This is a genomic window from Stutzerimonas stutzeri, assembly GCF_002909485.1.
Classification (GTDB): Bacteria; Pseudomonadota; Gammaproteobacteria; order Pseudomonadales; family Pseudomonadaceae; genus Stutzerimonas; species Stutzerimonas stutzeri_AH.
The window spans coordinates 678184-699351 of record NZ_PPXG01000001.1 but is presented as its reverse complement, the minus strand read 5'-3'; the positions used below and the strand labels follow the sequence as shown (position 1 = coordinate 699351).

At 60.3% G+C, this 21168-nt stretch carries 11 protein-coding genes; 9 read left to right on the top strand and 2 right to left on the bottom strand.

Annotated elements, in window-relative coordinates:
- Positions 1-332 precede the first annotated feature (332 nt).
- Positions 333-1163, top strand: a complete 831-nt coding sequence (locus CXK91_RS02975) for an undecaprenyl-diphosphate phosphatase (RefSeq protein WP_103454889.1) — start codon at positions 333-335, stop codon at positions 1161-1163.
- Positions 1164-1255: 92 nt separating this feature from the next.
- Positions 1256-2218, top strand: coding sequence for an alpha/beta fold hydrolase (locus CXK91_RS02970; RefSeq protein ID WP_103454888.1), 963 nt, complete (start codon positions 1256-1258; stop codon positions 2216-2218).
- Between the two features lie 135 nt (positions 2219-2353).
- Here the strand turns inward: CXK91_RS02970 and CXK91_RS02965 are convergent, their stop codons facing one another.
- On the bottom strand, positions 2354-3943 hold the full coding sequence (locus CXK91_RS02965) for an ABC-F family ATPase (RefSeq protein WP_103454887.1): 1590 nt from the start codon (positions 3941-3943) through the stop codon (positions 2354-2356).
- 619 nt (positions 3944-4562) lie between these two features.
- The gene (gene cysC / locus CXK91_RS02955) at positions 4563-5171 is read right to left on the bottom strand and encodes an adenylyl-sulfate kinase (RefSeq protein WP_103454886.1); all 609 of its coding nucleotides are present in this window, start codon (positions 5169-5171) and stop codon (positions 4563-4565) included.
- Between the two features lie 396 nt (positions 5172-5567).
- Between cysC and CXK91_RS02950 the strand changes: the two genes are divergently transcribed.
- The 7 genes from CXK91_RS02950 to CXK91_RS02920 all read left to right on the top strand — a co-directional run bounded on the left by CXK91_RS02950 (position 5568) and on the right by CXK91_RS02920 (position 21126).
- Entirely contained in the window at positions 5568-6347 is a 780-nt protein-coding gene (locus CXK91_RS02950) for an efflux RND transporter periplasmic adaptor subunit (RefSeq protein ID WP_103454885.1), read from the top strand.
- The gene (locus CXK91_RS02945) at positions 6344-7663 is read left to right on the top strand and encodes an efflux RND transporter periplasmic adaptor subunit (protein WP_103454884.1); all 1320 of its coding nucleotides are present in this window, start codon (positions 6344-6346) and stop codon (positions 7661-7663) included. The genes CXK91_RS02950 and CXK91_RS02945 overlap by 4 nt, the downstream gene beginning before the upstream one ends.
- A gap of 1 nt (position 7664) precedes the next feature.
- Positions 7665-9761, top strand: a complete 2097-nt coding sequence (locus CXK91_RS02940; RefSeq protein WP_103454883.1) for a site-2 protease family protein — start codon at positions 7665-7667, stop codon at positions 9759-9761.
- 150 nt (positions 9762-9911) lie between these two features.
- Positions 9912-10748: a sulfotransferase family protein gene (locus CXK91_RS02935; protein ID WP_103454882.1), complete on the top strand. Its 837-nt coding sequence runs from the start codon at positions 9912-9914 to the stop codon at positions 10746-10748.
- Between the two features lie 49 nt (positions 10749-10797).
- Positions 10798-17121 (top strand): Ig-like domain-containing protein, encoded by a 6324-nt coding sequence (locus CXK91_RS02930; protein ID WP_103455009.1) that lies wholly within the window; start codon positions 10798-10800, stop codon positions 17119-17121.
- Between the two features lie 39 nt (positions 17122-17160).
- Entirely contained in the window at positions 17161-18669 is a 1509-nt protein-coding gene (locus CXK91_RS02925) for a TolC family protein (protein WP_103454881.1), read from the top strand.
- Positions 18670-19014: 345 nt separating this feature from the next.
- Positions 19015-21126, top strand: a complete 2112-nt coding sequence (locus CXK91_RS02920; protein ID WP_181003903.1) for a TonB-dependent siderophore receptor — start codon at positions 19015-19017, stop codon at positions 21124-21126.
- The last annotated feature ends 42 nt before the right edge of the window (positions 21127-21168 follow it).

Sequence of the window (21168 nt, the reverse complement as noted above, 5' to 3'; positions counted from 1 at the left end):
TTTCTTATCGTTCTTTTCTGGCTGGGCGGCTTGTTGAATCGCCGCTTTCAGGCTGCATCTGTGCAACCGCGCCGAGCCTGGTTCAAGGCTCTTTGTATCTCAGCGGCCGATACCATTCGATCAGCGACTCACAAACCAATGTTGGTAGTGGAAGCCCAGCATCGGCGTGCCCCTACATAGCTTCTCGGCTGCACCTGAGGAAAAATGAGTCCCCGTTTCGTGTTCCGGGGAATTTAGTTCTCTCGGGCGAGTCAGAACAGCCGCTTAGATGGCGTTATGACATATACCATGGTTGCATTGGCTGCGATGGACTGCATCGCTTAGGGGAGTAGATGGATATTTGGGTTGCGATTCAGGCACTGATTTTGGGCGTGGTAGAGGGCATAACGGAGTTTCTGCCGGTATCCAGCACCGGCCACCAGATCATCGTGGCAGACCTGATCGGCTTCAGCGGCGAGCGGGCCCTGGCCTTTAATATCATCATTCAGCTGGGTGCAATTCTCGCGGTTATTTGGGAGTACCGACGCAAGATCATCGACGTGGTTGTTGGGCTGCCCAAAGAGCGACAAGCTCAGAAATTCACCATCAATCTATTGATCGCGTTCATGCCGGCGGTGGTGCTCGGCGTCGCCTTTGCCGACCTGATCCATGAATACCTATTCAATCCCATCACCGTTGCCACTGCGCTGGTCATCGGCGGTATCGTCATGCTCTGGGCTGAGCGTCGCGATCATGCGATTCGCGCCGAGACGGTTGATGACATGAACTGGGCGCTGGCTTTGAAGGTAGGTTTCGCCCAGTGCCTGGCATTGGTGCCCGGCACCTCGCGTTCGGGCTCGACTATCATCGGTGGGCTGCTGTTTGGTCTGTCGCGCAAGGCCGCCACCGAGTTTTCGTTCTTTCTGGCGATGCCGACCATGGTGGGTGCAGCCGTCTACTCCGGCTACAAGTACCGAGATCTGTTTCAGCCCGGTGATTTCGCCGTCTTCGCTATCGGCTTCGTTACTTCATTCATCTTTGCGATGCTTGCGGTGCGGGCACTGCTCAAGTTCATCGGTAACCACAGCTATGCCGCATTCGCCTGGTATCGGATCGGCTTCGGCCTGCTGATTCTGGCCACTTGGCAGCTCGGGCTTATCGACTGGACCAGCGTTCAGGTCTGATCCATCCGGTCGATGGTCCGGCCTTCGTTCGGCTGATGGCGCGCACAAGCTCGCCGGGCTTTGCCATAGTGGAGCCTCCATCAGGAGGTTCCATGAACAATACCGCGGATCATCTTCAGCTCGACCTCAACGGTATTTCTCTCAGCCTTTACTGCGCCGGCCCTGAGCAGGGCAGGCCGGTGTGGCTGCTGCACGGCTTTCCAGAGTGCTGGTATTCCTGGCGCAATCAGATCGACCCACTGGTGGCTGCAGGGTATCGCGTGTTTATCCCAGAAATGCGCGGCTACGGGCGCAGCAGTGCGCCGGCCGAGATTGCGGCTTATGACGTGCTGACGCTTTGCGGGGATATTCGGGCGGCCATGGACTACTTTGGGCACAGGCAGGTCGCGGTGGTCGGGCATGACTGGGGCGCAATGGTAGCCTGGTATCTGGCACTGCTAGAGCCAGCTCGAGTCGGCGCACTGGTCACGATGTCGGTCCCGTTCGCTGGACGACCGCGGCGGCCTGCCACTGAAATCATGCGTGAAACCACCGGTGATCGTTTCAACTACATCCTCTATTTCCAGGAACCTGGCCGCGCCGAACGCGAACTGGACGCTGACGTTGATCGCACGCTGCGGCTGCTCATGTACTACCAGGAGCGCAACCTGCTGCTGCAGGACAAACCTGCCGATGGCACGCTATTCGAAGATGACATGCAGGCGGGGCCTTTACCCGCGTGGTGTACGGAAGAGGATTTATCCATATACCGGAAAACCTTCGCCGAGCACGGCTTTCGCGGCGCGTTGAACTGGTACCGCAACTTCGAGCGCAACTGGCTGATCACCGAGCCGCTGCAGGGGAAAAAGGTCAGACAACCGACGATGTTTCTGATCGGCAACCATGATCCGGTTGGCGAGCTTGAGGGGTATACGCTTAAGAAGATGTCGGAGTGGGTGCCGGACCTGGAGCAGCATGCACTGGCGCCGTGCGGTCACTGGATTCAGAACGAGCAGGCGGAGAGGGTGAATGAGCTGCTGCTGGATTTTCTGGCGCGGCACTTGCCCGGCCGATGATCGGTTAAATCCACTGCCTTCGACACGCTCTCCGGAAAGGAGATGCGTCGAAGGCAAGGCCGTTGCCATGCGCCCGGGTGGCGCAGGTTAGGGAATGTCGCTCCCCGCCAAGGCGGGTCTATCGATCGCTGAAACTCAAACGATCACGCCTTGGCTGCGCAGGTAGTCGTCATAGCTGCCACTGAAGTCGGTCACGCCGTTCTCCGACAACTCGATGATGCGCGTCGCCAGCGAACTGACGAATTCACGGTCGTGGCTGACGAAGATCAGCGTACCCGGGTAGTTTTCCAGCGCCAGGTTGAGCGCTTCGATCGATTCCATGTCGAGGTGGTTGGTGGGTTCATCCATGACCAGCACGTTGGGCTTCTGCAGGATCAGCTTGCCGAACAGCATGCGACCCTGTTCACCACCGGATATGACCTTGACCGACTTGAGAATCTCGTCGTTGGAAAACAGCATGCGACCGAGGGTGCCGCGCACCAGCTGCTCGCCGCCCTGGGTCCACTGGCCCATCCAGTCGAATAGGCTGACGTCGTCCTCGAAGTCGTGGGCATGGTCCTGGGCGTAGTAGCCGTATTCGGCGCTCTCGGTCCACTTGACGCTACCGCTGTCCGGTGTCAGTTCGCCAACCAGGGTGCGAAGCAGAGTGGTCTTGCCGATGCCGTTGGGGCCGATGATTGCCACGCGCTCGCCGGCCTCGACGGTGAAGCTGAAGTTCTTGAACAGCTCCTTGTCGTCGAAGCTCTTGGACAGGCGTTCCACAGTCACCGCCTGGCGGTGCAGCTTCTTGGTCTGCTCGAAACGGATGAACGGACTGATACGGCTGGAAGGCTTCACTTCGGCCAGCTGGATCTTGTCGATCTGCTTGGCACGGCTGGTGGCCTGCTTCGCCTTGGAGGCGTTAGCCGAGAAGCGGCTGACAAAGGTTTGCAGCTCTGCGATCTGCGCCTTCTTCTTGGCGTTGTCCGACAGCAGCTGCTCGCGCGATTGGGTTGCGGCAGTCATGTACTCGTCGTAGTTGCCCGGGAAGAGGCGCAGCTCGCCGTAGTCCAGGTCAGCCATATGGGTGCAGACCGAGTTCAGGAAGTGGCGGTCGTGGGAAATGATGATCATGGTGCTGTTACGCGCCGTCAGAATCGTTTCCAGCCAGCGGATGGTGTTGATGTCCAGGTGGTTGGTCGGTTCGTCCAGCAGCAGTACGTCCGGGTCGGAGAACAGCGCTTGCGCCAGCAGCACGCGCAGCTTCCAGCCCGGAGCGACTTCGCTCATCGGGCCGAAATGCTGCTCCAGCGGAATGCCCAGGCCGAGCAGCAACTCGCCGGCACGGGATTCGGCGGTGTAGCCGTCCATCTCGGCGAATTCACCTTCAAGCTCGCCAACTTTCATGCCGTCTTCTTCGCTCATCTCAGGTAGCGAGTAGATGCGGTCGCGCTCGGCCTTGACCTTCCACAGGTCCTCATGGCCCATGATCACCGTGTCGATGACGTTGAACTCTTCATAGGCGAACTGATCCTGGCGCAGCTTGCCCAGACGCACGTTCGGCTCCAGCATGACCTGGCCGCCGGAAGGCTCCAGATCCCCACCGAGAATCTTCATGAAGGTCGACTTGCCGCAGCCATTGGCGCCGATCAGACCGTAGCGGTTGCCACCGGCAAATTTGACGGAAACGTTTTCGAACAGCGGCTTGGCACCGAACTGCATGGTGATGTTGGCGGTAGAAATCAAAGACTTGTCCTGCGGGTGTAACAGCGGTGGTTAATCGCCTGCCTCCGTCTCCTATGCCAAGCACATACCATTTTGATTCTGGCAGGCAGCTTTTCGAGCTCGCTCCAATAGGAGGCCGAGCCCAGCCATTCGGCATAGGTTGAGAGCAACATCTGGACGCGGTACCCAAGATGGTCTGCCATGATCAAAGAGGGCTCACGGCTGATCGTCAGGTACTTGGTTGCGTAGGTGTGTCGGGCGTCGTATTGCCGGCTGCCGATGCTTTGGGCATCTAGCGCGGCGTGAAAGTCGTCAATGGTAACACTTGGCAGTTCAATCCACAGCCCGCGCGTGCTTGCTGGGTGGACGAACGGGACTCCGGACAAGGATGCTATTCGGTCGAGATTGGTGCTGCGTTGCATTTTTTGGGAGGCGTCCAGCACCGGCAGAGCGCGACTACTCCTGCAGGCTCGGCCGGAGGCTGGACCTACGCCGACCGGATTTGATGCTGATCGATATATCAGGGTTGAAAAATCGTACGGGCGCCACTCGAAAATACGCTACAGCAGAAGGCACCAGTATCAATCGACGCTGGTGACTCGCCTTAATGCCTGCGCCTGGGCGGTTGTATTGAAGGGGTTCAGTTGCGCCGCAATAACGGGGTGTGCAGGGTAACGTATCTAAGCAGAATCGCCAGACATGCATCGAGGTCTAAACTGGCTGTGTCGACAATTAAATCTGGTTGTTCAGCTTCCTCATAAGGTGCGCTAACGCCAGTAAAGTCTGCGAGAGCTCCCGACCTGGCAAGGCGATATAAGCCCTTGGGGTCTCTAGCTTCACATGTCGTTATATTGCTCTTGATATAAACTTCATAAAAAGGAGCCTTGCAGGCTCGTCGAGCGTTGGCGCGATCCCTTAAGTAAGGCGATATGAACGCGGTAATGCATATGAGGCCTGCGTCCGCAAAGAGAGCAGCTGTTTCTCCGACACGACGTATATTTTCGTTGCGGTCAGAGACTGAAAAACCAAGATCAGCACTCAGGCCCTTACGAACGTTGTCGCCATCCAGCACATAGCATGAATATCCCAATGCTAATAGTTCGCGCTCCAAAGCCATGGCCAATGAGGACTTTCCGGAAGCGGGTAACCCCGTCAGCCAAAATACTGCCCCCGCGTGCCCATAATGCCTGGAGCGATCATCGGTCTTGACGTGGTGGGGCTCACTACGAAGAATTCTACTTTCTTCCATGTTTAAAAGACTCTGACAAACTTTAATATGCCTGTTGGTCTGCTAATCAGGCGGTTCGAAAAATGTTAGAGCAACGCTTAGCTAGTTAAAGAGATGAGGAAAACGGTTTTCTATTGAATTACCAAGCTAATAGTATGTGAATACACCAGCGCTCATAGACATTGACCGGACAATAATGCCAGTTTTAACACAGTGAAAGATGAGGTGCTCGCCTCATTCGTGTTTGGTCCTGAGGGATGGGGCGATGCCGGTTTTTTCATTTTGCAAGCTACACTCTTGAGCCAAGGGACACAGGTCTACCAGGGCGCTCTATAGCATGGAGCTACTGACGGAGGCGGACCTTGACGCTCACCGCCGCTGCCGTAGACTCCGCCCATCCGTAATGGAGTAGCGGTTATGCGGCGTTTGAGTAGCTGGATTGTCGGATTGGCTTTTGTTACATGCGGGGTTCAGGCGCAAGTGCCTGCTTCCGATGATCCATTGCTCGAGAGCGACGTTGCTGCCAGGGCACAGGGTGGGAGCGAGGCGCGAGGGGTGCTTCGGGCGCGAGACCAGGCGGTGCTGGCCAGCGAGTTGGCTGGGCGGATTGTTGAATTGCCGTTCAGCGAAGGCGAATCGTTTAAAAAGGGCGACACCTTGGCGCGTTTCGATTGTTCGGCGTATCAGGCTCAGCTCAATGCGGCGCAGGCGGCGAGTCGTGGGGCCAGGGAGGAGCTGACGCATAACCGGCAACTGGCGGAGCTAAAATCCGTTGGCCGGTTTGAAGTCGCACGGGCCGAGGCCAGGCTCAGCGAAGCTCAAGCTCTGTCCGAGGTATATCAGGTTCAGGTCAAGCGATGCAGTGTGGTCGCCCCGTTTGATGGGCAGGTGGTAGTGCGCAAGGTCCAGCGTTATGAAAGCGTGGCGGCCGGCGCACCGTTGCTGGATGTAGTCGACAACCGCACTCTGGAAATCCATCTGCTGGTGCCTTCGCGCTGGATGGCCAAGCTCAAGCCCGGCCAACCTTTCACCTTTGTTCCTGATGAAACCGGTCAGCCGCTGCAAGCGACAGTCAAGCGGCTGGGCGCGCGCATTGACGAAGGCAGCCAAACCTTGCTGCTAGTGGCAACGTTGCCAAGTGCCAATGGCCTCCTTTCCGGTATGAGTGGCACTGCGCGTTTTGCGGAGTTCGAGTGAACGCGCCCCTAACGGGCAGCACCGAGCAGGTGTTCGCCCGTTTCCTTGAGCTGGAGCGGCAGGTACGGGCCGCGCGTACGCCAGCGCAACTAAGCTACAGCCTGGTCAACGACGGTCAGGCGCTGTTTGGGTTTCGCCACGCCGCGCTATTGATCGCCGGTAAGGTGCGGGCTGTGACAGGCGTCAGTGCCGTGGAGCCTAACGCGCCGTTCGTGGCATTTGTCGAACAGGCAGTGGCACAGCTGTTTAAAAAAACTGGGCTGAGTCAGGCGCGGGTAATTGCCACTGATGGGGTTAGCGAATCCATTCAGGCGGACTGGCAGAGCCTCTCGGCTGGGCAGGTATTCTGGTTGCCGTTGATTGACCATCAGGGGCAAATGTTTGGTGGTTTATGGCTCGCCCGTGATTTGCCGTGGAGCCCGCCGGAGCAAGTACTGTTGTCGCAGTTGGGCGACACCTACAGCCATGCCTGGCTGGCGTTGCAACCTCGCAAACCCTGGCGTTTGCGCTGGACGCGCAAACGTAAGCTGGCGCTGCTAGCGGCGCTTTTGTTGGCATTGCTGATTCCGATACGCCAATCGGTGCTGGCTCCGGCCGAAGTGGTTCCGCTGGGCGGGCAAGTGGTGGCTGCGCCGTTGGACGGGGTAATCGCTGAGTTTCTGGTCAAGCCGAACCAGGCAGTCAAGAGCGGCGATCTGCTGCTGCGGTTCGAGAGCACCAGCCTCAGGGCCCAGGCTGACGTGGCGGAGCGTGCCTTGGGCGTGGCCGAGGCGGAACTCAAGGCCAACTCCCAGCGCTCGTTTAGCGACGCTGAGTCGAGTTCGAAGATCGACCTGTTGGGCGCTCGCGTCGAGCAGAAGCGTGCCGAACGCAACTATGCCACCGAGTTGCTCAAGCGCAGTGAGGTGCGCGCCCAGCGGGACGGCATTGCGGTGTTTGCCGATGCCGAACGCTGGCTAGGCAAGCCAGTGCAGACCGGCGAGCGACTGATGGAAATTGCGGACCCGAACCAGGCCGAGCTGCGTATAGATCTGGCTGTCGGCGATGCAATTGCGCTGATCCCTGGCGCGCAAGTGGTGTTGTTTCTTGATAGCGATCCGTTGCAGCGTCACCTGGCCCGGCTCGAACGTTCGGCCTATGAGGCGCAACCCACCGCCGCTGGCCAACTTGCGTATCGGCTGGATGCACGTTTCGATGCCGAGGCGCCGCGTATCGGTCTGCGCGGCACGGCGAAACTATTCGGTGATCGTGCGCCGCTGGCACTCTACCTGTTACGTCGACCGCTAGCAGGCCTGCGGCAGAGCGTAGGCCTCTAGAATGGGGCTGCCAAGGCTGCGCTCCGACCTGCAACTGTCCGCAGCAGCCCCAGATCCGGATGGCTCCCCCCAATGGACATTGGCGGATCCGGTTCGGGGACGTTATTACAAGCTCGGCGCTGCGGCGATGCGTTTGTTGCGGCACTGGTCCCTGGGCGATCCGAGGCAGGTGCTGCAGGCCGCGAACCGTGAGCCGGGTCTGCCGCTCAATGGTGAGTCGCTGGAACAATTGCTGAGCTTTTTGCGCAGCCACGATTTGATCAGTGCGATGGATCCGCAACAGCGCGACAGCTATCAGGTCAAGGCGGCAGCCCAGCGTCAGAGCCTGTGGCATATCCTGTTGCATCAGTACCTTTTTTTCCGCATACCACTGTGGCGCCCGGATGCTTTTCTCAACCGGACCTGGCCCTGGCTGGCCCGGTTCGGCCCCGGAACGCTACGCTATGGAATGCCTCTGATCCTTGCCGCAGGTGTTTTCCTAGTGTCGCGGGACTGGCAGCGCTTCGTGGCAACCTTCCCTCATCTGTTCAGCCTGGGCGGCGCTCTGGCGTTTGGGGTAGCGCTGTTCTTTGCCAAGCTATGCCACGAATTTGGCCACGCCTTCATGGCCAAACGCGCCGGTTGCCGAGTGCAAAGCATGGGCGTGGCATTCATGGTGCTGTTGCCCATGTTCTATACCGACGTCAGCGATGCATGGCGAATCGCCGATCGCCGCGCTCGATTGCTGATCGGTGCCGGCGGGGTGCTGGCGGAGTTGTTGTTGGCGTGCGTTGCGCTGCTGGCCTGGTCCCTGTTGCCCGATGGGCCTGCGCGTACTGCGGCGTTCATGTTGGCAAGCGCCACCTGGATCACCACGCTGGTCATCAACCTGAACCCGTTTATGCGCTTTGACGGTTATTTTCTGCTCAGTGATTTGTGGGCTGTGGATAACCTTCAAGGGCGGGCATTCGCACTGTGTCGCTGGCGCCTACGCGAAGCGCTGTTCGGCTATGGCGCAGCGGCGCCGGAGCCTTGGTCGCCGCAGATGCGCCGCCGCCTGCTGGTGTGGGGGTACGGGGCCTGGCTGTGGCGCGCGGTGCTGTTCTTTGGTATTGCCCTGGCGGTTTACCACCTTTTCTTCAAGGTGCTGGGCATTTTTCTAATGCTGGTTGAATTGGTCTGGTTCATATTCATGCCCATCGTGAGTGAGTGGCGACAATGGTGGAGCCGGCGAGAGCAGGCCCAGGTCCACCGGGTATTGCTTACCGGCCTGATCTTGCTGAGTTCGATGTTAGTGCTGCTCTTACCCTGGCGCAGTGCCGTGGAAGTGCCGGCGATGCTTGAGGCTGGGCGCGCCAGTGTCCTGCATGCGCCCGTGGCCGCTCGCATCAAGCGGGTGAACGTGCATGATGGTCAGACCATCGCTCAGGGCCATGTGTTGGTCGAGTTGGAGTCGCCTGACATCGCATCGCGCCTGACCATCGTACGTCGGGAGATCGAGATCCAGCAGCTGCAGATGCGACGTCAGGCAGGGCGCAGCGAAACCGCCGCCGATGCAGGCATCGTCGAACAACAGTTGGCAGAAGCGGTGGCCGAGTACCGCGGCCTGGTCGCCCAGCGCGAGCGCCTTTTGTTGCGCGCGCCACATGCCGGCCAGGTGCGCGACCTGCTGCCGCAATTGGCAGTAGGGCGATGGCTATCGCCCAAGGAGCCGCTGGCCCGGGTAGTGGAGTCCAACTCGCGGTTGCGGGGGTACCTGAGCGAGGCCGAGCTTTGGCGGATCGCTCCCGGTGCTACTGGTCGATTTATTGCTGACGACCCAATGCATCCTTCCATTGCTGTGCAATTGGACGAAATCGACACCAATGGTGTGGGCTGGATTGAACAGCAGGCGTTGACGTCCGATCACCACGGCCCGATTGCCGTGCGCCGTGACTCGCAGCAGCGAGCGGAGCCGGTACAGGCGCAATATGGTGTGCGTTTGAGTGCTGTTAACGACCTGCCAGCGCCGACGCAACCGTTGCGCGGCCTGGCGGTATTGCAGGGGAAGAGCGAATCGCTGCTTGGCGCTGCATGGCGCCGGCTCGCCGCGCTGGGCGTCCGGGAAAGCGGGTTTTAAAGCGCAGGCTGAACGATCAGAGCACCCAATACCTGACGAATCGTGGCTGCTCTTTATCTCCCTTTGACGCGTGTTGTCGAAGTGTTGCTAGGCGGCGGCGCTTTACTCGACTACGCTCTGCTCCACAAGTCGAACGTAGGCGGTGAAGGGATGTCACAGTTTCATTTTATTTCCGGTTTGCCGCGTTCAGGCTCGACTTTACTTTCTGCGATCCTGCTGCAGAACCCGCGCTTTCATGCTGGCATGACCAGCCCCGTTGGTTCGTTGTTCAGCAGCGTTTTGCAGCAATGCAGCGCTGGCAGCGAATTTGGCTCGGTGATCGACACCGACCTGCGACGTCGCCTATTGCGTGGCTTGTTCGACTCTTACTACGCCGACAAGGCCGACAAGCCTGTCATCTTTGATACAAATCGCCAGTGGTGCGCGCGCCTGCCGGCCTTGCAGGACCTATTTCCCCAAGCCAAGACCATCGCTTGCGTTCGCAACGTCGCCTGGGTGCTCGACAGCCTGGAGCGGCTCTACCGCGCGAACCCCTTCGAGAACACCAAGCTGTTCAATGATGATGATGAGCGCAACACCGTCTACAGCCGCTGCGAAACCTTGGCCCAGCGCAACCGTCTGGTAGGTTTTGCCTGGACTGCGCTCAAAGAGGCCTATTACGGCGAAAACGCCGAATCACTGTTGATCGTTGATTACGATCTGCTGAGCCAGGCCCCGGAGCGGGTGATGCGGCTGGTGTACGACTTCATCGGCGAGCCCTGGTACGAGCACGACTTCAACCGCTTGACCTACGACGCACCGGCCTTCGACCAGGCACTGGGGGTTGCCGGCCTGCACAAGGTCAGACCCGAGGTCGCGCCGCAAGCCCGGCGGACCCTGTTGCCGCCGGATTTGTTTGAGAAGTATGCCGCGTTGTCCTTCTGGCGCGATGGCGCTTCCAGCGCTGCCAATGTCATTCGTATGAAAACCGACGCCGCGATCAACTGATCGCGGTTTTTCATTTGCGCGTATAGAAGTTCGAGTCCGGGTGATCGTCATGTGGTGGAGCAAAGGAAAGGCGCGGGTAACCGAGGGCGCACAGGCCCTGGCATCGCCGATGATCATGTTCCTCGAGCCGCGATTGCTGTTCGACGGTGCGGTGGCCGCAACAGTGGCCGATGCTGCGCAACCGGATGCTCAGCCCGGCACTGATGAAACCCGAACGCACACGGCAGAACAGCCATCAGACAGCCAGTCACCTCAAGGGCAAGCTGATGCGACCCAGGCTGCCGTACCTGGCAAGATCGTGCTGTTTGTCGATTCCCGGGTCCGGGACGCCGCTAACCTGCTCGAGGGCGTCGCATCAGACACTCAGGTGGTGTACCTCGATGGCACCACGGACGGCCTGCAGCAGATCGCCGACTATCTCAACGCGCATCAGGGCATCAGCGCTGTGCAGATCATTGCCCATGGCAACGCCGGTGATCTGTGGCTTGGCAACAGCTACCTGTCGGCGGACAACGTCCAGGCCCGCGGCGAGGTGCTGGCGCAGATTGGACAGAGGATGAATGTCGGCGGCGATATCCTCATCTACGGCTGCTACACCGCCGAGGGCGAGCGCGGCCTGAGCCTGGTCGAATCGCTCGCGGAGCTGACTGGCCGCGACATAGCAGCGTCTGACAACCGTACCGGCCTGGGGGGGGACTGGGATCTAGAAATCGCAGTCGGCAACATCGAAAGCGCCAACGTGCTTTCGGCCAGCGCCATGAGCGAATACCAATGGGGATTGGCTACTTGGACCGCTACCAACAACCTCAATTCGGGTATCGGTTCTTTGCGGGCCGCCCTGTCGTCTGCGCAGAACGGCGATCTCGTCACCTTCGACACCAGCTTGGCCGGCACGACCATCAGCCTGACCCAGGTGCTGACCATCAACAGGAACATCACGTTGGATGGCGACCTCAATAACGACAACGTCGCCGACGTCACCCTCGACGGGCAGTACCGCACCCAGATCATCAACGTGACGGCTGGCACAACGGCGACCCTTGATGGCCTGGTGATTACTCGCGGCATGGTGGCGGGTAACGGCGGTAATGGCGGCGACGATGCGCTGGTGTCCAAGGGCGGCGGCATTTACAACGCCGGCACCCTGACCCTGAGGAACGTCACGGTCACCGCCAACGCCGCTTCAGGTGGTGGTGGCGGCGGCGGTGTGACACCGCAATACGCCGGTGGCGGCGGTGGCGGCGGCGGCGCGATCACCGGGGGGACGGGTGGTCGCGGCGGCGATACGCTCAACTCCACGGGCTCCAACGGCTCGGCTGGGCAGGGCGGTGCCGGCGGTGGCTTCTTCAACATGGGTGGACGTGGTGGTTCCTCTACCGGTGGTGCTGGCGGTTCCGCGTATCCGGGCTACAGCACTGGCTCCGCAGGCGGTGTGGCCGCCAGCGGTGGGCTATCCATCGGTGGCGGTGGCGGTGGCGACGGCTATAACGACATCGGCGGTGCCGGTGGCGGAGCGGTCGGCGGTATCTACAACGACACCGGTGCGACCTTGCGGATCATCGGCAACACGGTGATCTCCAACAACATCGGAGCGGGCGGCGGTGGCGGTGGCGGTGGTGCCGGTGGTGGTTACAACCAGGCGGGCGGTGCCGGTGGCGTTGGCGTCGGCGCTATCTGGAACAAAGGTTCGATCCTGATTACCGCGGCCAACTTCATGGCCCTGGCCGGCAACGTCGGCGGCAGCGGCACTGGGGGCACGAGCGCTGGCAGCGCGGGCGTTTCGCCAGCGTCGGTGGCCAACGTCTATGGCGATGGCGGCACCATCAATACCAATTACGTGCCGGACGAGACGCCGCCCACCGCGACTGTCGTCGTGGCCAATACCAACCTGAACTCCGGTGGCACGTCGCTGGTGACCATCACCTTCTCCGAAGCCGTGACCGGCCTTACCGCGGCCGATCTGACGGTGCAGAACGGCACCATCGGCACCTTGACCAGCGGCGACGGTGGCATCACCTGGACCGGCACGCTGACCGCAGCCAGCAACATCACCGACACCACCAACGTCGTTACGCTGAACAATACCGGGGTTGCGGACCTGGCCGGCAACGCTGGCGTCGGCACTACCGATTCGAACAATTATGTGGTCAACGACACCGTGGCGCCGACGGCGTCCATCGTGGTCAGCGACACCGCCCTAAGGGTCGGTGAAACCTCGTTGGTGACCATCACGTTCTCCGAAGCGGTCAGCGGTTTCACCGCAGCCGACCTGACGGTGGCCAACGGCACGCTCAGCGGCTTGAGCTCCAGCGATGGCGGCATCACCTGGACGGCTACCCTGACGCCGGACGCCAGTGTCACCGACACCAGTAACCTTGTGACCCTGAACAACGCCGGGGTCGCTGACCTCAATGGCAACGCTGGCGTCGGCACCACCAACTCCAACAATTACGCCATTGATACCCTGCGCCCGACAGCGACCATCGTCGTGGCTGACACGGCACTGAGGGCCGGCGAAACGTCGTTGGTGACCATCACTTTCAACGAGGCCGTGAGTGGTTTCACCACCGCCGACCTGACGGTCGCCAATGGCACGGTCACCGGCCTGAGCAGCAGCGACGGCGGCATCACCTGGACCGCTACGCTTACCCCGAGCGCCAGCATCACCGACACGACCAACCTGATCACACTGGACAACACTGGCATCGCCGACGCTTCCGGTAACGTCGGTACCGGCACCACCGACTCGAACAACTACGCCATCGACACCCTGCGTCCGACCGCTTCCATTGTGGTGGCCGATACCGCGCTGAAGGTCGGTGAAACTTCTCTGGTAACCATTACCTTCAGCGAGCCGGTGACCGGGTTCACCCTGGCTGATCTGACCGTCGCCAACGGTTCGCTGAGCGGCCTGAGCAGCAGCGACGGTGGCATCACCTGGACCGCGACGCTCACCCCGAGCGCCAGTATCAGCGACGCCACCAACCTGATCATCCTGGCCAATACCGGTGTGGCGGACGCCGCGGGCAACACCGGCAGCGGCACCACCAGTTCCAACAACTATGCGGTCGACACCCAGCGCCCCACCGCCAGCATCGTGGTGGCCGACACCTCCTTGAGCGTTGGCGAAACGTCCCTGGTGACCATCACCTTCAACGAAGCGGTAACAGGCTTTACCACCGCCGACCTGACGGTCGCCAACGGCACGGTCACCGGCTTAAGCAGCGGCGACGGCGGCATTACTTGGACCGGCACGCTCACACCAAGCACCAGCATCAGCGACAACAGCAATCTCATCACCCTGGATAACACTGGCGTGACTGACGCGGCGGGCAACGTCGGCAGCGGCACCACCGACTCCAACAACTACGCAATCGATACCGCACGTCCGACCGCCACCATCGTGGTCGGCGACACGGCCATCGCCATTGGCGAAACATCGGTGGTGACGATCACATTTAGCGAACCCGTCACGGGTTTTACCCTGGCGGACCTGAGTGTCACCAACGGCAGCCTGAGCGGCCTGAGCACCAGCGACAACATCACCTACACCGCGACCTTCACGCCAAGCGCGGGTGTCAGCGACACCACCAACCTGATCACCCTCAACAACAGCGGCGTAGTGGACGGGGCAGGCAATACCGGCAGCGGCACCACTGATTCCAACAATTACGCCGTCGACACGCTGCGCCCGACCGCTACCATCGTGATGGCCGATACCGCGCTGCGCGTTGGCGAAACGTCACTGGTGACCATCACCTTCAGCGAGGCTGTCATCGGCTTCGACAATTCGGACCTGAGTGTCGCCAACGGTACGCTTAGCGCGGTCAGCAGCAGCGATGGCGGCATCACTTGGACCGCCACTTTCACCCCGGCCCTGGGGGTCAGTGACACCTCCAACGTCATCGTCCTCAACAACACCGGCATCAGTGACGCGGCGGGCAACACCGGCACCGGCACCACCAACTCCAACAATTACCAGGTCGACACCAACGTACCGACGGCGACCATCGTGATTGCCGACTCCACGTTGATCATCGGTGAGACGTCATTGGTCACCGTGACCTTCAATTCGGCTGTCAGCGGTTTCGACAATTCGGACCTGACCGTCAGCAACGGCACGCTGAGCGCCATGAGCAGCACCGACGGCGGCGTCACCTGGACGGCCACGTTCACGCCGAGCGCGAGCATTTCCGACACCAGCAACGTGATTACCCTGGACAATACGGGCCTGATCAACGGCGCGGGCAACGCTGGCGTTGGCACTACGGATTCCAACAATTACGTGGTCGACACGGTGCGGCCTACCGCAACCATCGTCGTGGCCGACACGGCCATCGCCGCTGGCGAGACCTCGCTGGTGACCATCATCTTCAGCGAGGCGGTGACCGCTTTCACCAGTGCCGACCTGACGGTGGCCAACGGCGTGATCTCTGGCCTGAGCAGCAGCGACGGCGGCATCACCTGGACCGCAACATTCACGCCGACCGCTGGCATCACCGACGCCAGCAATGTCATCTCGCTCAACAGTGGTGGCATCGTCGACTTGGCGGGCAACGTCAACGTCGGCACCAGCGACTCCAACAACTACGCGCTGGACACCGAACGTCCAACCGCAACGATCGTGCTCGCCGATACCAACCTCAGTGTGGGCGAGACCTCATTGGTGACCATCACCTTCAGCGAGGCGGTAACCGGCTTCACCAACGCCGACCTCAGCGTTGCAAATGGCACATTAAGCGCTGTAAGCAGCAGCGATGGTGGCATTACTTGGACTGCCACCTTCACGCCTGACCTAGGTGTTAACGACGCCACCAACCTGATCACTCTGAACAATGCCGGCGTGAGCGACGCTGCAGGCAACACCGGGACAGGCACTACCAATTCGGCCAACTACGTAGTGGGGACACAGGTGCCGACCGCCACGGTCGTGGTGGCCGATAACGCACTCAAGGTGGGTGAAACCTCGCTGGTCACCATCACCTTTTCGGAAGCGGTCAGCGGGTTCGACAATTCCGATCTAAGCGTGAGCAATGGCTCGTTGAGCAACGTATCTTCCACCGATGGCGGCGTGACCTGGACGGCCACGTTCACGCCAGCAAACAACGTCACCGATAGCAGCAATCTGATCAGCTTGAATGCCAGCGGTGTGGTGAACGCGTCGGGCAACAGCGGTATGGGTGTGGTGCACTCCAACAATTACGCCGTCGACACGGTGCGCCCCGGCGCCACCATCGTGTTGGGAAATACCACGCTGGGCATCGGTCAGAGCACCACCGTGACCATTACCTTCACCGAGGCGGTGTCCGGTTTCGACCTTTCGGATCTAAGCGTGGCCAATGGTGTGTTGTCCAACCTGGGCAGCAGTGACGGCGGTCTGACTTGGACCGCAACACTGGTGCCCACAGCGGGCGTCAGCGATGCCAGCAACCTGATCCAGCTCGATACCAGCAATGTGCAAGACATGGCCGGCAACACGGGAGCGGGTGTCGCAACCTCCGCCAATTATGCGCTTGACGCTACTCGACCGACTGCGACCATCGTCGTCGCCAGCCCGAACCTGGGGGTGGGGGAGACGACTCAGGTGACCATCACCTTCAGCGAAGCGGTTATCGGTTTTGACTTGTCGGACCTTAACGTTACCAACGGTGAGCTGAGCAACCTGGCCACTAGCGACGGCGGGCTGACCTGGACTGCAACGCTCACCCCCACAGGGAACCTCTCCGATCCGAGCAATTCCATCGCTTTGGATACCAGCACTGTTAGCGACATGGCAGGCAACGTGGGAGCCGACGTAGCGGTGTCCAACAACTATGTGATTAATACAATCGTACCCAGTCAGGTGACGCCCCCACCGGAGTTCCTGACATCGGATCCTGTCACGAGCATTCAGCCGTCCGAAGCTCCATTGCAGCCCGCCGTCTTTGCACCACCTTTGGGTAGCCTTGGCTCGCCGCTGGGTTTCCCGCCCCTCTTTGAACAAAGAGATGTGGGCGGCGGCATCCGGCCGATCGGCGACATCTTCATCAACCGCGGCGAGCTTGCACCGACGTTCATCGCGCAGGTATTCAACAGCGAATCCGGCGGAGACGGCTCCGGTCAAGGCTTTCTAGGCTTTGGTGGTGGCGACGGCGGGGTGTTTGGTACCAGTACGATCTCGGGCTTGTTCAATCAGGATTTCGGCAGTGCTTCGTTTAGTGTTTTTGGTAGTCAGTCAATTCAGGGCGGTGACCTATCGGAAGGGTTACGAGGGACGTTCGGCGCGCCGACGCTGGGCCTGCAGTTGCAAGAGCTTAAAGACACCGAACAGCGTCAGGTCGACAAACTGGTAGCGGCCTTACAGCAGGTCGGCATCGGTTCGGTACAGGCTTGATAATTCCAAAAATTTGGGCAGCCAGGGGCGATCCAGGGAATGAATAGAAGTCAGAAGTTATTCGGTGTGAGTCTGCTTGCGTTGATGGCCGGCGGTTGTGCGGTCACCAGCGAGCCAATCGAGCGCAGCGTAAGCGAGCAGCGCGCCCTCACTGACCTGCAGGATATGTATAAAGATCAGGAACCCCTCAGTGGTCCGCTGACTTTGCACCAGGCGATGGCCCGCGCTGTGAAGTACAACCTCGAAGGACGCTTGAAAATAATGGAAGAAGCGTTGGCCAAGCGACAGCTCGATCTGGCCAGTTTTGACATGTTGCCGCGCCTCGCTCTGGACGCAGGCTACGTGGGGCGCAACAACGTCAGCGCATCTAGCAGCGAAAGTGTGGAAACGGGCACCCAGTCCCTTGAACCGTCGACTTCCCAGGACCGTAATCGCGAAGTGGCGGACCTGACCATGGTCTGGAACGTACTCGACTTCGGCGTGAGCTATATCAGCGCCAAGCAGGCCGGAGACCAGCGTCTGATCGTGCAGGAGCGCCGACGTAAGGTGATCAACACCATCGTCCAAGATGTGCGTTCGGCTTACTGGCGAGCTATGGCTGCCGAACGCCTGCTCAAGCAGATTGACAGCCTGATGGCTCGGGTGGAAACGGCCCGCGGCAACAGCCAGAGCATGAGCGAACGACGCATTGGTGATCCGGTGCAGGCTTTGGGTTACCAGCGCTCGCTGATTCAGGCGACTCGCCAACTCGAAGAGCAGCGACGAGCCCTGTCTCTGGCCAAAACCGAACTGGCGACCCTGATTAACCTGCCATTGGGCACGGACCTAACCTTGGCCACCCAGGATGAGTACATCATCCCGGAACTCAAGGTTGATTTGGCCCGCCTCGAACAGGAAGCTTTGGCAAGTCGTCCGGAATTGCGCGAGCAGGATTATCAGACGCGCATTTCTGCCGCAGAAACCCGCAAAGCCATGCTGCGTCTTTTGCCGGGACTGGAGTTCTCTGCTGGCGGGCATTACGACAGCAATTCGTTTCTGGTGGAGCAGGGTTGGGTCGACTATGGCGTGAAAGTCACTTGGAATCTGTTTAACGTAATCTCGGCACCGGCTGCTATTAATGTCGCCAAAGCGGGTGAGGAGGTAGCTGCGGCGCGGCGTCAGGCCATGTCTATTGCCGTGCTAGCGCAACTGTACGTGGCCAATGCCAACTACCGTGAGGCACTGCGTCAGTTCAAGACCAACCAGCAGCTGGCGGACATCGACGGGCAGATCGTCGCTCAGTTACGTAACCGCCATCAGGCCGCGGGCCTTGGTGAGCTGGACCTGATTCAGGGGGAGCTGAACACATTGCAAGCGGATCTACGCAGAGATCTGTCTTATGCAGACCTACGCAATGCCTACGGTCAGATCTTTGCCAGCGCAGGCCTAGATCCACTGCCCGATGAAGTGCAATCGACGAAAGTGCAGGCAATTGCCTCGGCGCTGGCCAGCCGTGAATCCGCCTGGGCACTGGGCGATATCACGGCAGCGGCAATAGAGCCACGATAACGGCCCGCAACAGGCGGGCGATGCATCTGTTCTTTTGCTGGCGAGCCTGAGAGTGAAGTAGCGCAGGAGCTGCACAGCTTCGGCGCGAACTCGGCTGTCGAAACTCCAGCCTCTGTCAGCCCGTGATTAATTGCCTTCTCAAGAGTGGGAGCGTCCGCTAGCCAGTCAATGGTCGTGGCGGCTGTGGCGGGCGAGCGGTTCGGAGCGGCGTAAGAACAGCGCTGCTGCGCTAATAACTGGCCGCTCGGCATTGGATCTGACGGCACATACGAATCGCTCCATTGACACCTTCACGCCAAACAGACAGCATTGTTACGATATAACATCGGTGTCCTGAGTTTGAGCATGAATAACGCAAGTGCAACATTGAAGTGGGTAGGCGCCGGCGCGGCGCTGTTGTTGGTGGGCGTTCCGTTGGCGGGAGCGCAGGAGGCAGCGGTGTTGGACTCCGTCACCATCACGGCGGACCAGGAACGTGCAGACGGTCCAGTTCAGGGCTATCGTGCCAAACGCACGCGCAGTGCGACCAAAACCGACACACCTATCGAAGAGATACCCCAGTCGATCAGCGTGATTCCCGCATCCGTGTTGCAGGATCTCGGCAGCCCGCGCGTAGAGAAGGCGCTGGACTTCGCTGGTGGTGTCGCCCGGCAGAACGACTTCGGTGGCCTGACCATGTACGAGTACAGCGTGCGCGGGCTGACCACCGGAGAGTTCTACAAGGACGGTTTCAGCGTCAATCGCGGCTTTATGAACCCACCGGACGCTTCCAATATCGAGCGGGTCGAAGTGCTCAAGGGGCCTTCGGCCAGCCTTTACGGCCGCGGCGACCCCGGCGGCACCATCAATATCGTCAGCAAGCGTCCGCAGCTGGACAGCTTTGCCCGTCTCGATCTCAGCGCCGGTCGCTGGGATCGCTATCGCACTGCGCTGGACGTGAATACGCCGCTCGATGAAGACGGCAACATGCTCTATCGCATGAACATCGCCGTCGTAGACAACAACAGTTTCCGCGACCATCGCGAATCCGAGCGCCAGTTCGTCGCGCCGTCCTTCAGCTGGGAATTGAGTCCTGATACGCGGCTGCTGGTACAGGCAGAGGTGGTGCGCAACCGCCAGACCTTCGATCGCGGCGTGGTCGCGCCCGGTGGCGACCTGGGCAAGGTGTCCCGCTCAGCGTTCTATGGCGAACCCTCGGATGGGCCGATCAGCAACGACAACGAAACGCTGCAGGCCGAACTCGAACATGATCTGAACGAAGTCTGGACGCTGCGCCTGGCCAGCCACTACAAGCAGGGCCGGATGGATGGCTATGCCACCGAAGCGGCGGGGGTCGCAGCGGACGGTCGCACGCTGACCCGCAACCTGCGTTATCGCGACTACGACTGGCAGGACGCGATCACCCAACTGGAGCTGCGCGGGCGCTTCGATACCGGTTCGATCGAGCATCAGCTTTTGATCGGCACCGAGTACGAGCGATACGCCCTGAGCGAGTTCATGCTGCGCTCCAACAACCTGCGCACCATCGATCTCTACAACCCGGTCTACGGTGCACCGCGTCCTGCGTTCAACCCGGCGCGTACGGTTGACCGTAACGAACTGGTGCATAGCCGCGCACTGAATCTGCAAGACCAGATTCGGTTTACCGACAAGCTCTTTGGCGTTATCGGCGCCCGCTATGATCACTACGAACAACGACTGGACAATGAGGTTGCTGGCCGGCGCACCGAGCAGACCCACGAAAAGGTCACGCCGCGTGTTGGCGTGCTCTATCAGCTGGTGCCGGAGGTCGGGCTGTTCGCCAACGCCTCGCAGTCGTTCAAACCTAACAACGGTGCGGACGCCAGCGGCGCTACTTTCGATCCGGAAGAAGGCGTGGGTTATGAGGCTGGGGTCAAACTTGATCTGTTCGATGGCCGTTTGGGGCTCACCGCCGCAGCCTTCCACCTGACCAAGGAAAACGTGCTGACCAGCGATCCGGCGAACGACGGCTTTCAGATTGCTGCCGGCGAGGTGCGCAGCCGCGGGGTTGACCTGCAGCTGGCCGGACAGCTGACCGACGCGATTCGCGTGATCGGCTCTTATGCCTATGTTGATGCGGAGGTTACCCGTGACAACAGGCTGGCCAGTGGCACCCGCCTGCTCAACGTGCCGCGTCACAGCGGCAGTGTGCTGACCACCTACGAGTTCCTCGATGGTGATCTCAGCGGGCTCTCCCTCGGCGGCGCAGTGAACTACGTGGGTGATCGGGCAGGGCAGGCCGATAGCGACTTCGAGCTGCCGTCGTACACGACTGTGGATCTGCTGGCGCGCTACAAGGCGACGGAAAAGCTGACCCTCGGTATGAACCTGAACAACGCGTTCGACCGGACCTACTACGAGCGCTCCTACAGCGATGTCTGGGTCATGCCGGGTGAGCCGCGCAACCTGAGCGTAAGTCTGTCCATGGAGCTCTGAGCCTGTACATCAGCGGGCGCTGTCGCCCGCTGATGTTGGCGT